This window comes from Pantoea piersonii, assembly GCF_003612015.1.
GTDB lineage: Bacteria > Pseudomonadota > Gammaproteobacteria > Enterobacterales > Enterobacteriaceae > Pantoea > Pantoea piersonii.
The window spans coordinates 287,935-302,751 of the sequence record NZ_RARB01000006.1; the positions used below are offsets into that span (position 1 = coordinate 287,935).

12 protein-coding genes and 1 pseudogene are annotated in these 14,817 nt (G+C 57.5%); 1 reads left to right on the top strand and 12 read right to left on the bottom strand.

Features of this window, described 5'->3' with window-relative positions; translation table 11 throughout:
- Nucleotides 1-56: 56 nt before the first annotated feature.
- From pckA to D7S44_RS17405, 12 genes and pseudogenes are all read right to left on the bottom strand, one after another.
- Nucleotides 57-1,679 (bottom strand): phosphoenolpyruvate carboxykinase (ATP), encoded by a 1,623-nt coding sequence (pckA, locus tag D7S44_RS17350; RefSeq protein WP_120456947.1) that lies wholly within the window; start codon nucleotides 1,677-1,679, stop codon nucleotides 57-59.
- Nucleotides 1,680-1,723: 44 nt separating this feature from the next.
- Nucleotides 1,724-2,242: a 4-hydroxyphenylacetate 3-monooxygenase, reductase component gene (hpaC, locus tag D7S44_RS17355; RefSeq protein ID WP_120456949.1), complete on the bottom strand. Its 519-nt coding sequence runs from the start codon at nucleotides 2,240-2,242 to the stop codon at nucleotides 1,724-1,726.
- Nucleotides 2,243-2,253: 11 nt separating this feature from the next.
- Nucleotides 2,254-3,816 carry a 4-hydroxyphenylacetate 3-monooxygenase, oxygenase component gene (gene hpaB / locus D7S44_RS17360; RefSeq protein ID WP_120456951.1) on the bottom strand — a complete coding sequence of 521 codons (1,563 nt, stop codon included), beginning with the start codon at nucleotides 3,814-3,816 and terminating at the stop codon, nucleotides 2,254-2,256.
- Between the two features lie 226 nt (nucleotides 3,817-4,042).
- Nucleotides 4,043-4,912: a 4-hydroxyphenylacetate catabolism regulatory protein HpaA gene (gene hpaA / locus D7S44_RS17365; protein ID WP_120456953.1), complete on the bottom strand. Its 870-nt coding sequence runs from the start codon at nucleotides 4,910-4,912 to the stop codon at nucleotides 4,043-4,045.
- A 15-nt stretch (nucleotides 4,913-4,927) separates the two neighbouring features.
- Nucleotides 4,928-6,279, bottom strand: a pseudogene (hpaX, locus tag D7S44_RS17370) (4-hydroxyphenylacetate permease); the annotation flags it as partial.
- A 16-nt stretch (nucleotides 6,280-6,295) separates the two neighbouring features.
- On the bottom strand, nucleotides 6,296-7,096 hold the full coding sequence (gene hpaI, locus D7S44_RS17375) for a 4-hydroxy-2-oxoheptanedioate aldolase (RefSeq protein ID WP_120456957.1): 801 nt from the start codon (nucleotides 7,094-7,096) through the stop codon (nucleotides 6,296-6,298).
- Between the two features lie 9 nt (nucleotides 7,097-7,105).
- Nucleotides 7,106-7,909 (bottom strand): 2-oxo-hept-4-ene-1,7-dioate hydratase, encoded by an 804-nt coding sequence (gene hpaH / locus D7S44_RS17380; protein ID WP_120456959.1) that lies wholly within the window; start codon nucleotides 7,907-7,909, stop codon nucleotides 7,106-7,108.
- 2 nt (nucleotides 7,910-7,911) lie between these two features.
- Complete coding sequence (locus D7S44_RS17385) at nucleotides 7,912-9,378, bottom strand: NAD-dependent succinate-semialdehyde dehydrogenase (RefSeq protein WP_120456961.1); 1,467 nt, start codon at nucleotides 9,376-9,378, stop codon at nucleotides 7,912-7,914.
- A 10-nt stretch (nucleotides 9,379-9,388) separates the two neighbouring features.
- Nucleotides 9,389-9,769, bottom strand: coding sequence for a 5-carboxymethyl-2-hydroxymuconate Delta-isomerase (locus D7S44_RS17390; protein ID WP_120456963.1), 381 nt, complete (start codon nucleotides 9,767-9,769; stop codon nucleotides 9,389-9,391).
- Between the two features lie 52 nt (nucleotides 9,770-9,821).
- Nucleotides 9,822-10,895: a 3,4-dihydroxyphenylacetate 2,3-dioxygenase gene (gene hpaD / locus D7S44_RS17395; protein WP_120456965.1), complete on the bottom strand. Its 1,074-nt coding sequence runs from the start codon at nucleotides 10,893-10,895 to the stop codon at nucleotides 9,822-9,824.
- Nucleotides 10,896-10,954: 59 nt separating this feature from the next.
- On the bottom strand, nucleotides 10,955-12,409 hold the full coding sequence (gene hpaE / locus D7S44_RS17400; protein ID WP_120456967.1) for a 5-carboxymethyl-2-hydroxymuconate semialdehyde dehydrogenase: 1,455 nt from the start codon (nucleotides 12,407-12,409) through the stop codon (nucleotides 10,955-10,957).
- Complete coding sequence (locus D7S44_RS17405) at nucleotides 12,406-13,689, bottom strand: fumarylacetoacetate hydrolase family protein (RefSeq protein ID WP_120456969.1); 1,284 nt, start codon at nucleotides 13,687-13,689, stop codon at nucleotides 12,406-12,408. Before D7S44_RS17405 ends, hpaE begins: the two co-directional genes overlap by 4 nt.
- 341 nt (nucleotides 13,690-14,030) lie before the next feature.
- On the opposite strand from D7S44_RS17405, the gene hpaR reads away from it, so the two are divergent.
- Nucleotides 14,031-14,480: a homoprotocatechuate degradation operon regulator HpaR gene (hpaR, locus tag D7S44_RS17410; protein ID WP_120456971.1), complete on the top strand. Its 450-nt coding sequence runs from the start codon at nucleotides 14,031-14,033 to the stop codon at nucleotides 14,478-14,480.
- Nucleotides 14,481-14,817 lie beyond the last annotated feature (337 nt).

Here is a 14,817-nt window from a genome sequence, read left to right on the forward strand (position 1 = left end):
CGATATGTGGGCCAGGCCACAAAAAACCCGGCAAAGCCGGGTAAATAAAGGACTATTTATGGGCGCTCCGGCCCGGCGTCAGCAATCGCCTTACCGCGTTCCGTATCGCTGAACTTGCGGAAGTTCTCGTGGAACATCGCGGCAAGCTCGCGCGCTTTGCTGTGCCATTTATCGTGGCTTTCCCAGCTGTTGCGTGGGTCGAGCTGCTGGCTATTGACGCCTGGCAGCCGCAGCGGCATTGACAGGTTAAAGACGGGCAGAGTAGTTCGCGGTACATCATCCAGCTGCTCCCCCAGAATTGCGTTGATAATGGCCCGCGTATCTTTGATGGAGATGCGCTCGCCGCGGCCGTTCCAGCCGGTATTCACCAGCCATACCTGCGCCTGCACCTGACTGATTCGCTTTAGCAGCACGTCAGCATAGACATCTGGATGCAGCGTCAGGAACGCCGCGCCAAAGCAGGCGGAAAAGGTCGGCGTGGGCGCGCTGATGCCACGCTCGGTACCCGCTAGCTTAGAGGTGAAACCTGACAGGAAGTACCAGGCTATCTGATCGCCCGTTAGCTGGCTGACGGGGGGAAACACGCCAAAAGCGTCAGCGGTCAGAAAAATAATTTTCTGCGCATGGCCGGCAGCGGAAACGGGCCTGACGCGATTAGCGATATGCGTAAGCGGATAGGAGACGCGGGTATTTTCCGTTTTGCTGCCGTCGGCATAGTCAACCTCGCCACGATCGTTGGTTACGACATTCTCCAGCAGAGCATCTCGTCGGATCGCCTGGAAAATCTCCGGCTCTGCCGCAGGCGAAAGATTGATGGTTTTGGCGTAGCAACCCCCTTCATAGTTAAACACGCCGTCATCGTCCCAGCCGTGTTCGTCATCGCCAATCAGCTGGCGCTGCGGATCGGTAGAAAGCGTGGTTTTCCCGGTGCCGGAGAGGCCGAAAAAAAGCGCGACATCGCCCTTGCTGCCCACGTTGGCGGAGCAGTGCATCGAGGCGATACCGCGTGCCGGCATCAGCGTATTCATCACTGAGAACAGCCCTTTTTTCATCTCGCCACCGTACCAGGTGCCACCGATCAGCTGCATCTTTTCCGTCAGACTGAAGGCCACGAAATTCTCGGAGTTAAGTCCCTGCTCGCGCCAGTGCGGATTGGTACACTTCGCGCCGTTCATCACCACAAAATCAACCGGAAAGTGGCGCATCTCTTCGGGAGAAGGGCGGATAAACATATTGGTGACAAAGTGCGCCTGCCAGGCGACTTCCGTAACAAACCGCACGCCGAGCCGCGTTTCAGGGTTAGCGCCGCACCAGGCATCCACAACAAACAGACGCTTGCCGGAGAGCTGCTCCGTAACGCACGCTTTTAAACGCTGCCATACGGCAGGCGTAATCGGCTGATTATCGTTCTTGCCCTGTCCCGCATCGGACCACCACAGGCGATCGCGGCTGGCCTCATCGCGTACGATATATTTGTCACGTGGCGAGCGCCCGGTAAATTCGCCCGTATCGACGGCGACAGCGCCCGACGTCGTCACCACCGCCTTTTCGTAGCCCGTTAGCGACGGTCGGGTCTCTTCAGTAAACAGCGTGTCATAGTCGGGGTTATAAACGATATCTGCGATTTCGCGCAGGCCAAGGCGTTCCAGCGAGGCAAGCAGCTCTGCTGAGATCTTCATCTGTACTCTCCGGTAGAAAAAGGGGGCGCAAGCGCCCCCTGAGATCAGGCCGTTACCGCATGCTGCTGATGCGGCGTGGCGTGAAACTGACGTTTGAAATAGATCAGACCCTGGCCTTCGCTGGCCAGCGTGATGTGTTTTATCTCCAGCAGATAAACCCGATGCGTGCCGATGGTCTGGATCTGCTGAATTTCGCCTTCAAGGCTGGCCAGCGCCTGTTGCAGGATCGGCTGCTGCAACGCGCCCCCGCGCCAGCCATCCAGCGTAAAGCGCTGCTCCATGCTCAGTTCAGTCATCCCGGCGAAATGGCGCGCCATCTCCTCCTGTTGGTGATTAAGCACGTTGACGCACATCTTGCCGTTTTGCTCAAACACCGGCACCATCGCGCTGCGATTGTTAATGCAGACCAGCAAGGTAGGCGGCGTATCGGTGACCGAGCAAACGGCGGTGGCTGTGATGCCGCAGCGCCCGGCGCTGCCCTGCGTAGTGACGATATTCACGGCTGCTGGCAGGCTGGCCATCGCGTCGCGGAAATTCAGGCGATGCTGTTCTTCTCTGGACATGATTACCTCTTTTACTTAAGCAGACGATCGAGCTGATTAATATCGGTGTTATTGTGCAGATGCGGCACGGTCCAGCCGTTGCGGTCGTAGTCAGCGAGACAGCGATCCACCATCTCCATCATACTTTTCATATTGCCGGAGCCCTGCGCGTGGCGCAGACACTGCAGGCGCACCTCATCCTGGCTTCCGGCGTAGTTAATCTCATAGAGTTCATGGCGTCCGCCAAACTCGCTGCCGATAGCGTCCCACATCAGCTTCAGGATTTTGATGCGCTGCTCGTGATCCATGCCATTCGAGCCACGCACGTACTGCGCCAGATAGCGGTCGATTTCCGGGTTATTCAGGTCGCGCACGCTGGATGGCAGATAGATCAGACTGCTGGTGACGTTGCTTTCAATGATGTTTTTGATTTTGGCGTAGGCCATCGGGGCCATCACGCGGTAGGTCTGCATCGCCTGCATATCAGGCAGCCATGCGCCGTTCTTCCACGGCTGCGCTTCGGCCGCCATTGCGTCGCTCAGCGACCAGAAGAGGTTGCGCCACGCCACGACTTCCCCCAGCGCCGCCTGTACGCCGCGGAACTCCAGCACGCCCGAACACTCCAGGCTTTTTTGCAGCAGCGCGGTGACAAAATCGAGCTTCACTGCCAGGCGCACGCAGGCCTGCATTGGATAAAGACGGGCGAACCCGGCTTCGATGCTCCAGCGGCGGCAGCGGTCAAAATCGCGGTAAATCAGCACGTTTTCCCAGGGGATAAGCACCTTATCCATCACAAGAATCGCATCGTTTTCATCGAAGCGGCTGGAGAGCGGATAATCAAACGGCGCACCCGTCACACCAGCTACCAGTTCATAGGAGGCGCGCGAGATAAGCTTGACGCCCTCGGCATCCATCGGCGCCACAAACATCAGGGCGAAGCTCGGATCCTCTCCCATCACCTGCGCCGAACCGAACCCAATAAAGTTGTAATGCGTCAGCGCCGAGTTGGTCGCTACCACCTTAGCGCCGCTGACAATAATCCCTGCATCGGTCTCTTTCTCGACCTTAACGTAAACATCCTTCACTTCATCCGCCGGTTTATGACGATCGATAGGCGGGTTAACGATAGCGTGGTTGAAGTAGAGACCCGCTTCCTGAATGCGCTGATACCAGCGACGCGCGTTATCGGCATATTCGCCGTAAAATTCCGGGTTCGCGCCCAGCGAGCAGCCGAATGCGGCTTTATAGTCTGGCGTGCGGCCCATCCAGCCGTAGGTCAGTCGCGACCAGTCGGCGATGGCGTCGCGTTGCTGGCGGATCTCCTCTGCCGAACGGGCGAAGCGGAAAGTGCGATGGGTATAACCGCCATTGCCGGTGTCTGTCTGCCAGCAGAGTTTGTCGTGCGTTTCCGGCGCGTGCAGCGCGTCATACAACGTTGAAACAGAGCCTGCCGCATTACGGAAGGCAGGATGAGTGGTGACATCTTTGACGCGTTCGCCATAGATATAAATCTCGCGTCCGTCTTGCAGGCTTTTCAGGAACTCCTCCCCGGTAAAAGGGCGGTTAGCAGCGGCGCGATGATCTTCAGGTTTCATAGAATCTACCTCACAAAAGGGGACGCTTCGGGTACAAACGCCAGAGTTGTTATTTAAATGTTTATCTTGTGTTAATCGATTTAAGCTCTGTAACGCGAAGGCCGGAAGAGATGAATCAGGGGATTTCTGGTACTTTTCGCCACGGGCGGACAAAGTGAGAGCGGGATCAAACTCAATAAATCAGGGCGACAAGCAATAACGCTTCTCGCCCTGGCAGCGCGGGCGGTTAACGGTTCCGGAACTGGCTGGGCGAGCAGCCGGCCATGCGGTGAAAGAAGCGGGCAAAATAGGCGGGATCTTTGTAGCCCAGCGCATAGGATATTTGGTTAACGCTGTCGCTGCTGAACAGCAGCTGGCGTTTTGCTTCCCGCAGCACGCGCTCAAAAATAAGTTTTTTGGGAGACTGGTTAGCAAAGCGGCGACAGATCTCCGTCAGCCGCGACTCGCTGATGCCCAGTTCGCGCGCATAATCCGGCACGGTGAGATGCTGACGAAAACAGGCATCTATCATGCGGTTAAAGCGCTGAAACTGCCGCATTTCGCCGCGCACGCTGGTGGGCGACATTTCATCTGGCGGCGCTTCGCGCAGCACCTGGGTAAAGATGGCCTGCGCCAGCGCAACCAGCATCTGCTGCCTGCCCGGCGCGTTGCGCCTGAATTCAGCTGCAATTAACGCCCAGTAGGCGTGCAGCGCCTCCAGCGCCGCGGGGGAAGACTCAAGAGAAAGGCAAATGCCGGTGCGGTTAATGGCCTCCGCCTTGCCTGGCCACAGACTTTCCACCAGCGGCCAGATTAACTCCTGCCGCACGGTCAGCACGTGGCCGTCGCTGTCCGATTCGGTGATAAACGCGTGCGGCACCGAAGGCGGCGTAAGGATAAACAGCGGCGCCTTGAGAGCGTAAAAGTGCTCGTCCAGCTGCAGGGTAATTTTTCCTGTCACCAGCATATGCAGCTGAAATGAGCGATCGTGCCAGTGCGGGTGCATATCACGGCCAAAAAAGCTGGCCAGCCGCGCAAAAGTTTCATAGTGAACCTCTTCGCTGGCGTAGCGCGCATCGTACACCTTGCTGATATCGATATTTTCGAAGCCGCTCATGGTGTCTCCTGCCGCACGCCGCGCGCCGAAGCCGTATGCAGCCGCACCGTCGGATCGTCACGGTTCATCGGGATGCGCGTCAGCACCAGCGCGCCCAGCAACAGCAGCGCCGCAACAAACCACAGCCCTGAACTGAAGCTGCCGGTCAGATCTCGCAGGATACCAATCAGGAGCGGGCTGACCGCCGAGCCGACGTTGCCAAAGGCGTTGATCACCGCCAGTGCGACGGCACGTGCGGCAAAACTGATCGCCTGATCCGGCGTGGTCCAGAAAATCGCCATGGCGGTAAAAGCGGCGGAAGAGGCAATGATAATGCCAGCAAGCTGCAGCAGCGGATGGTCGCTCACCGAAGCAAGCAGCCAGCCCGCAGCCGCGGCCAGATAGGGCAAAATCGTATGGCGCTTACGCTCCTGCAAACGGTCAGAACGGCGGCTCCACCAGACCATCGCCAGAATGGTGCAGGCCTGTGGAATAGCTGCCAGCAGGCCAATCACAATATTGCTGCTGCCCTCATTAAAACTTTTCAGGATCTGCGGCGTCCAGATGTTGATGGCGCTCAGCGTATTGGTCAGGCAAAAGTAGGCACAGGTATAGAGCAACACCACGGGTGTCAGAACCTCGCGCCATAAAGGTTTGCGCGCGGCGAAGTTCGGTTTTGGCACCTCACGTTCGCGTTCGAGCATCGCCGTCAGCGCGCGTTTCTCTTCGTTGTCCAGCCAGCGTGCCTGCTCGGGGCGATCGTCCAGAAAAACCCAGGTGGCGACGCCGAGGATCGCCGAAGGCAGGCCTTCCAGCAGGAACAGCCACTGCCAGCCTTTCAGGCTCCAGACGCCATCCAGCGCCAGAATATAGCCCGAGAGAACGGAACCAATCATCATCGTCACCGGCATGGCTATCATAAACAGCGCATTGGCGCGGGCGCGAAAATGAGCGGGGAACCACCAGGTGAGATAGACCAGGATCCCCGGCAAAAAGCCCGCTTCAGCTATGCCAACCAGCATACGCAACAGGTAGAGCGTATGCGCGCTGGTGGCAAACAGCGTGCAGGTAGAGGCAATGCCCCATAAAACCATAATGCTGGCGATCCAGCGTCGCGCGCCAACTATGCTCAGCATAATATTGCTGGGAATACCGCACAGCACATAGGTGACGTAAAACAGGGTCGCGGCCAGACCAAACATGGTGGACGTTAAGCCAAGATCCTTGCCCATCGTAAGACCAGCGAAACCGATGTTGATACGGTCAAGGAAAGAGAAAACAAACAGGACGAACAGAAACACAATCAGGCGTCTGAAGAGCTTTTTCATCACGCGCTGTTCGGTTGCGGTCAGGCTGTTTTCTTCGTGCTGTTGCGTTAAGTTCGTCATGGTTTCTCCCGGCGGCTTAATAGACGGTCTGTTCGCCGCTCGCTGGTTTTTGTAGGGAAGGGCGGAACCGGGCGGCGAGCGCCTCGGCGCTGCGCGCTAACAGAGTGGTATCGACGCCGACCGCAACAAACAGCGTTCCTCGCTCCAGATAGCGCTGCGCCAGCGTTTCATTTGCCATCAGAATGCCTGGCGCTTTATCGGCGGCGAGGATTTTTTCAATGCAGCTGTCGATGGTCGCCTGCACCTCCGGGTGGGCCGGATTGCCCATAAAGCCCATGTCAGCGCTGAGATCGGCCGGACCAATGAACACGCCATCGACGCCCTCTACCGCCAGGATCGCATCAAGGTTTTCGACGCCCTGGCGGGTTTCAATCTGCACCAGCACGCACATCTGCGCGTCAGCCTGCTGCAGATAGTCGGGAATGCGGTTCCAGCGTGAAGCGCGCGCCAGCGCGCTGCCAACGCCGCGTATGCCGTGCGGCGGATAACGGCAGGCTTTTACCGCGCTGCGCGCGTCGTCAGCGCTCTGCACCATCGGCACTAGCAGCGTTTGTGCACCGGTATCCAGCAGCTGTTTAATCACTACCGCGTTGTTCCAGGGCGGTCGCACCACTGGATGACTGGGATAGGGCGCGATAGCCTGGAGCTGGTCGAGCACCGAGCGCACGTCGTTTGGCGCGTGTTCGCCGTCAATCAGCAACCAGTCGAAGCCAGCGCCGGCGACCACTTCAGCGCTGTAGCTATTGGCAAGTCCGAGCCACAGGCCGATCTGCGGTTTTTTCGCGGCCAGCGCCTGTTTAAAGGTATTGGTGAGCATAGGTTCTCCTTAGACGAAGCGGCAGCTGACCGCGCCCATCACGCCGTAATCCACATGGAAGGTGTCGCCCTTGCGCGCGGCGACCGGGCGGGTAAAGGAGCCGCCAAGAATGATTTGTCCTGCCTCCAGCTGTACGTCATGCGGAGCCAGCTTATTCGCCAGCCAGGCGACGCCGTTGGCCGGATGGTTCAGCACCGCTGCCGCTACGCCGGACTCTTCGATCACGCCGTTGCGGTACATCAGCGCCGATATCCAGCGCAAATCTAACGCGTCAGGCTTAATCGGACGTCCGCCCATCACCACGCCCGCGTTGGCGGCGTTATCAGAAATGGTGTCGAAGACCTTACGTGGACGCTGGGTTTCCGGGTCAATGCCGTGGCAGCGCGCATCGATAATCTCCAGCGCCGGAATGACATAATCGGTAGCGTTATAGACGTCGAACAGTGTGCAGTTGGGGCCGCGCAGCGGTTTGGCCAGCACAAAAGCCAGTTCAACTTCCACGCGCGGCACGATAAAACGGTCGACCGGAATATCGCTGCCATCCTCAAAGAACATGTCATCGAGTAGCGCGCCGTAGTCAGGCTCGCTAATCTGCGAACTGGCCTGCATCGCTTTGGAGGTCAGGCCGATCTTATGGCCTTTCAGCACGCGTCCTTCGGCGATTTTGGCGGCGACCCATTCGCGCTGAATGGCGTAAGCGTCATCGATTGTCATTTCGCTGTGTCGCAGCGAAAGCTGGCGCGTTTGTTCGCGGTTCTGCTCTGCCTGGTGCAGTTCATGCGCCAGACGCTTAATCGTTTGCTGATCTAACATCGTCAGACTCCTGTCTGGTTCATTCCGCCGAAGCAGAGATATTTCACTTCTAAATAGTCTTCGATGCCGTAGCGCGAGCCTTCGCGTCCCAGCCCGGACTGCTTAATGCCGCCAAATGGCACCACTTCGTTAGAGATCAGCCCTTCGTTAATGCCGACCATGCCGCTCTCCAGCGCCTCGGCGACGCGCCAGCAGCGCTGCACATTTTGCGACCAGAAATAGGCAGCCAGCCCGCTCTCGCTCTCATTGGCCAGCGCAATGGCTTCTTTTTCCGAGTGAAAGCGAAACAGCGGCGCGACCGGACCAAAGGTTTCCTCTTGCGCAATACGCATCGCGGGCGTGACATTGGTCAGCACCGTGGGTTGCCAGAACTGTCCGCCCAGGCTGTGCGCTTTACCGCCGGTCAGCACCGTCGCGCCCTGGCGTACGGCATCCGCAATATGCTCTTCCACTTTGCGGCACGCGGCGCGTGAGATAAGCGGGCCCTGCTGTGACTGGGGATGGCTCGCAGGCCCGACCCTCAGCTCCGCCACCGCTGCGGCAAAGCGCTCTGCGAAGGCATCGTAGATACCGTCCTGCACCAGAATGCGGTTAGCGCAGACGCAGGTCTGACCGCTGTTGCGAAATTTCGCCGCCAGCGCGCCGGTTACTGCGCTCTCCAGGTCGGCATCGTCAAAAACAATCAGCGGTGCATTGCCGCCAAGCTCCAGCGACAGTTTTTTCACCGTTTCGGCGCACTGGGCCATCAGCAGCTTGCCGATGCGGGTTGAGCCGGTGAAAGAGAGTTTGCGTACGGTGGGGCTTGCGGTAAGCGCCGCACCAACGGCGACCGCGTCGCTTGAAGTGATAATATTGAGCACGCCAGAGGGCAGACCGGCCTCTTCCGCCAGCGCAGCCAGCGCCAGCGCGGACAACGGTGTCTCCGCCGCCGGTTTCAGGACGACGGTACAGCCCGCTGCCAGCGCCGGACCGACTTTGCGCGTGATCATCGCGCAGGGAAAATTCCATGGCGTAATGGCGGCAACCACGCCAACCGACTGCTTAATGGTCAGCAGGCGGCGCTGCGACGAGGGTGAGGGAATGGTTTCGCCATAAGTACGTTTGCCTTCTTCCGCAAACCACTCAATAAAACTGGCGCCGTAGGCGATTTCGCCCAGCGCCTCATTCAAGGGTTTGCCCTGCTCCTCGCTGAGCAACTGAGCCAGCGGCATCTGGTGCAGGGTAATCAGCTTGAACCAGCGTTTAAGAATAACGCTGCGCTCGTGGGCCGTTATAGCGCGCCAGGTCGTTAATGCCTGTTCGGCCGCCGCCACCGCGGAGAGGGTTTCAGCAGCGCCTAAATCCGCTACCTGGGCAAGCACTTCACCGGTCGCCGGATTGCAGACATTAAACTGTTTACCGTTAAGCGCCTGGACCCACTCACCGTTGATATAGGCGTGTTGCCGACGAATCTGTATCTCATCTTTCATGACAGCCTCCTCAGCGGTAGAGCGCGTGCGCATTGTTCTGTTTGAAGTTCAGCACCGGATGCAGTTCCTCAACGGCCAGCGAAAGGGCCAGATAGCGGCTGGCGCTTAATGGCGCAAAGTGCGTCTTAACGATCTCGAACAGCACGGTCATAACCGGCTGTAGCTCCTCCAGGGCGCGGCCATGGCCAATTTTCAGCGTCATATGCACAAAGCTGAAATCGTGTTTGCCATCGGCCATCAGCCAGGTATCGATCCAGTGCGCGCGACTGCGAATGCCGCCTGCCGGAAAGATGCCGCTGCTGGCGAGATGCTGATTAACCTTCGCGAACAAGCCGGGCAGATCGGCCTGCTGGCGAATGTTTTCGGTGCATTCGGCGATAAAGTGGGGCATTTAAGACTCCGCGAGATAAGAGGCTGCCGCGCTACGCGCAGCAGCCAGTGGGTTACAGGGTATTGCCGAGCTTGTAGCCGGTCTCTGCTTCGCCTTTGCGGGTGTAGGAAAAGCCATCCGCGCCGATGGTTACCGCCATTTCGCTCGCCTCCTCGCGTTCGCGTACTGGCTGTGGTTGACCATCCAGCCCCAGCACCAGCGAACCGTCGGTGTACCAGCTTGGAACCACCGGCGTGCCCCACCAGTCGCGACGCTGGTTGTCATGCACATCCCAGCTCACCACTGGGTTGTCCGGGTCGCCGGTGTAGTAGTCCTGGGTATAGATTTCGATGCGGTGTCCATCCGGATCGCGGATGTAGAGATAGAAAGCGTTCGACACGCCGTGTCGACCTGGGCCACGCTCGATCATGTCCGATTTACGCAGCGCGCCAAGCTTGTCGCAAATTGCCAGGATGTTATGTTTTTCATGCGTGGCGAAAGCGATATGGTGCATGCGCGGGCCCGCGCCGCCTGTCATCGCGGTGTCGTGTACGGTCGCTTTACGACGCATCCATGCGGCATAGACCGTGCCGTTATCGTCGCGGATATCTTCAGTTACGCGGAAGCCCAGCCCTTCGATATACTCCACCGCTTTTGGTACGTCAGGCGTGATCTGGTTGAAGTGGTCGAGGCGAACCAGCGCGCCTGGGGTATAAAGCTCATAACGCCACGCCAGACGCTCAACGTGTTGCACGTCATAGAAGAATTCATAGGGAAAGCCGAGCGGATCTTCCACTCGTACGGAGTCGCCAATGCCTTTAACGAAGCCGTTAACGCGGCGTTCGGTTTTACAGCCAAGCGCCTGATAATACGCTTCAGCGCGATCGACATCTTCCGGGCTGCGCACGCGAAATGCGAAGGCGGCTACGGCGGCTACCGGACCTTCACGCAGCACCACGTTGTGGTGGATAAACTCCTCCAGCGAACGCAGATAAAGCGTTTTTTCATCTTCAGCCGTAACGTGCAGGCCGAGGATATCGACATAAAACTCACGCGAGGCTTTCAGATCGGTGACCTGGATTTCCATATAGGCGCAGCGCAACACATCCGGCGCCGGCAGCTTTGCGGTTAATTTTTTTGTTGTCATTGTTATCTCCTTTCAGGGTAAGAAATAGCGACTCTGCGCGGCAGAGGAGTGCTGGCCGATTACACGCCCCATTTCGGGATCGGGTGATCGCCAAAGGAAATGCAGACATTCTTCATCTCAGCAAACACTTCGAAACTGTATTCGCCGCCCTCCCGGCCAGTGCCGGACGCCTTCACGCCGCCGAACGGCTGACGCAGATCGCGCACGTTCTGCGTGTTGACGAAGACCATTCCAGCCTCAATGCTGCGGGAGAGGCGCAGCACCTTGCTGACGTCCTGAGTCCAGATATAGGAGGCGAGGCCATATTCCACGTCGTTCGCCAGACGCAAACCTTCAGCCTCATCCCTGAAAGAGAACAGGCAGGCGACGGGCCCGAAGATCTCCTCCTGGGCGATACGCATGCGGTTATCCACATCCGCAAAAACCGTAGGGCGCAGGAAGTTGCCGTGGCTCAGCCCTTCAGGCTTGTCCGGGCCGCCCGCCAGCATTTTTGCTCCCTCTTCAATACCGAGGCGAATGTAGCCGGACACCTTTTCCCAGTGTTGCTGGCTGATTAGCGCGCCGACCTGCGTGTTCGGATCGGTCGGATCGCCAACGCGCAGGCGGTTCGCGCGTTCGGCAAAGCGTTTAACAAATTCCGGGTAGATGCTTTCCTGAATAAAGATGCGCGAGCCGGCAGTGCAGCGTTCGCCGTTGATTGAGAAGATGGTGAACAACGCAGCGTCGAGCGCGCGCTCAATATCGGCGTCTTCAAACACCAGCACCGGCGATTTGCCGCCCAGCTCCATCGAGTACTTTTTCAGCCCGGCGCTCTGCATGATTTTGCGCCCGGTTGCGGTGCCACCGGTGAAGGAGACGGCGCGCACGTCATGATGGCGCACCAGCGCATCCCCTGCGGTGCTGCCGTAACCCTGCACCACGTTCAGCACCCCTGCCGGAATGCCCGCTTCCAGCGCCAGCTCGCCCAGGCGATCGGCGGTCAGGGGAGAGAGCTCGGACATTTTCAACACGGCCGTATTCCCCAGCGCCAGACAAGGCGCGGTTTTCCAGGTCGCGGTCATAAAGGGCACGTTCCACGGCGAGACGAGCGCGCAAACGCCAACCGGCTGGATGAGCGTGTAGTTCATCATCTTGTCGTCGACCGGATAGGTGCGGCCGTTCATCTGCTGACAAATTTCGGCAAAGAACTCAAAGTTGTGCGACGCGCGCGGGATCAACACGTTTTTGGTCTGGTGGATCGGCAGACCGGTATCCGCCGTTTCCATCGCCGCAATGTCCGGCACGTTCTCATCAATAAGCTCGCCGAGACGGCGCATCAGGCGCGCGCGCTCTTTCATGGGCGTATTGGCCCATTTGGGAAAAGCATTTTTCGCCGCTTCGACTGCCTGATGAATTTCCTGCTCGCCCCCTGACGCCACTTCCGCCAGCACCTCGCCGGTAGCCGGGTTTACCGTGGTGAAGTAGTCGCTGCTGGTGACGCTTTTGCCGTTGATCCAGTGATTGATCTTTTTCATTTCAGGCTCTCCTCAAACTGTTGCTCACTCACAATGCGGTTGGTTAACCGGCCCACGCCTTCTACCTCGACCACGACCTCATCGCCCGGCTTAACGTCGGCAAGCCCTTTCGGCGTGCCGGTAGCGATCATGTCGCCCGGCTGTAACGTCATAAATTCGCTCAGGTATTCAATCAGGAAGGCGACGTCGAACACCATGTCGCGCGTGGTGCCCGACTGCGTCAGCTCGCCGTTAACGAAAGTTTTGAGTTGCAGATTCTGCACATCGGGTACGGCCTCGCGCGGTGTGACGCGCGGTAGCAGCGGGGTCAGGGTGTCGCGGCTTTTCACGCGCAGGTTAGGGCGATAGTAATTTTCCAGGTAATCGCGCACCGCGTAGTCGTTACACACCGTGTAGCCCGCTACATAGTCGAGCGCCTCGGCACGCTTTACGCCGCGCGCGGTTTTGCCGATCACCACCACCAACTCAGCCTCGTAGTGCATATATTCGAGATGGTCCGGGCGCACGCTCACGCTGTTGTCGCCGGTGAGGGTGTTAGCCGCTTTGATAAAAATCAGCGGCTCCTCAGGCGCTTTGAATTCCAGCTCGGCGGCGTGATCGGCGTAATTAAGACCGAGGGCGAACAGCGTGGGATGATTGTCCGGCTGGAGTTGCACGCTCTCACGGTCGGTAAAGAGGTTGCTCAGCGGCGGTAACCCCTGCGCTTTAATCGTCACGGTATCGCCCGCGCTCACCGGAATACGCTCCTGCGGCGTACCCAGCAGGATCACATCGCTAGCCTGCAGCGTGGCGAAATCGCTTAGCGCCGCGATCAGCTCTGCCGCATTACGGTGAAGATCGGCGGTTGACCAGCTTTGCTTCACTACGCCATTCACCTCGGTCACGATATCCAGCGCGCTGACGTCAGCCAGCGGCACAGCTTCACCTATCGGACAAAAACCGTCGCGGCATTTTGCTTTGATAGCCGGACGATAGAAGCTCTCTTCGGCCAGGCTCAGTTCGTTAGCCAGCGCGTAACCGGCGATATAGCGCGGCGCGTCCGCAACCGACACTTTGCGTGCCGTTGCGCCAATCACCACCGCCAGCGTACCGCCGCTGTAGGTTTGCTGGTTTGCAGGCAAGGCGATGGTGTCGCCAGACTGACGCTGCGTATTTCGCGGTTTGATAAACCAGACCGGTGTTTTCGGCGGCGTTTTATAGGGTGGCTGGTGAAATGCATCATTCCACTTTTCTGTCTGCGATGAATGGTTTAGCGCAACGGCAAAAACAGACCTTTTCATAGTGTTTCCTTCAGGCGAATCGAGCTGCGAATTTATTTTGTTAACATGTTAATGATTAATTATAAGATCGCATTTGTGTTTGAGATCAAGAGGTGAAAAGCGGCTAACCTCTTCTTAAAAATATTCATCACATGAATAAATACATTTATTATCAATGATTAAAAAACAGGATTGATATTAAGTGTTAAATTTTTGTTTCATATTTCGTGATGCCGATCACTTTATTAACCTGTTAATGTTTAAAGTTATTTTTGCGGTGTTATTCTCCAAAACTGTGCAGCAGCGCTGGCAATCCCTATACTGGCTATCACCCAAGCCACTCCCTAACAAAGTGACGTGATATGCATGATTCTTTGACTATTGCTCTGCTGCAGGCTCGTGAAACGGCGATGGGCTATTTCCGGCCCATTCTTAACCGGTATGCATTAACCGAGCAGCAGTGGCGCATCATTCGCATTCTGGCGGAGCACCGCTCGCTGGATTTCCATGCGCTGGCGCAGCAGGCCTGTATTTTGCGTCCCAGCCTGACCGGCATCCTGACGCGGCTGGAACGAGACGGACTGGTGTTTCGCCTGAAACCGCTCAACGATCAGCGCAAGCTGTTCGCCTCGCTGACGCCGCGCGGCGTCGACATTTTTCAGCAGGCGAGCCGTGAAATTGATGCTGGCTATCAGCAGATTGAGGCACAGTTCGGCGAACATAAGATGGCGCAGTTGAAAGCCCTGCTGGAGGAGTTCAACAGGCTGCAGGCGGAGTCGCCAGAGAGCGGAGGGCAAGAGCTGGCAGGCTGAACTGACCCTGTAATTCATTAACATTTAACTAACCTTACGCATTAAATTCGACGTTACTGCCTCTGTATATATCGCATTGGCAACGTTAAGGTTATCGTCCTTATGGCTGAGGCGAAAAGTACCCGGACAAATATTATCTATATGAAAATAGAGATAAAAAATAGAATACCGAAGGGTTTAATTACTTTTAAAAATTCTGATCGATATCGGATTTCAGACAAGACGAGGCTGGTATGACTATGAAAATAGGGTATGTATAGACATGTTAATTTAGTGTTACTTCGATACTTCCCCGCACGGCGCTGCTGAACGCTTTGCGCGACGGCCCGGCACGGTG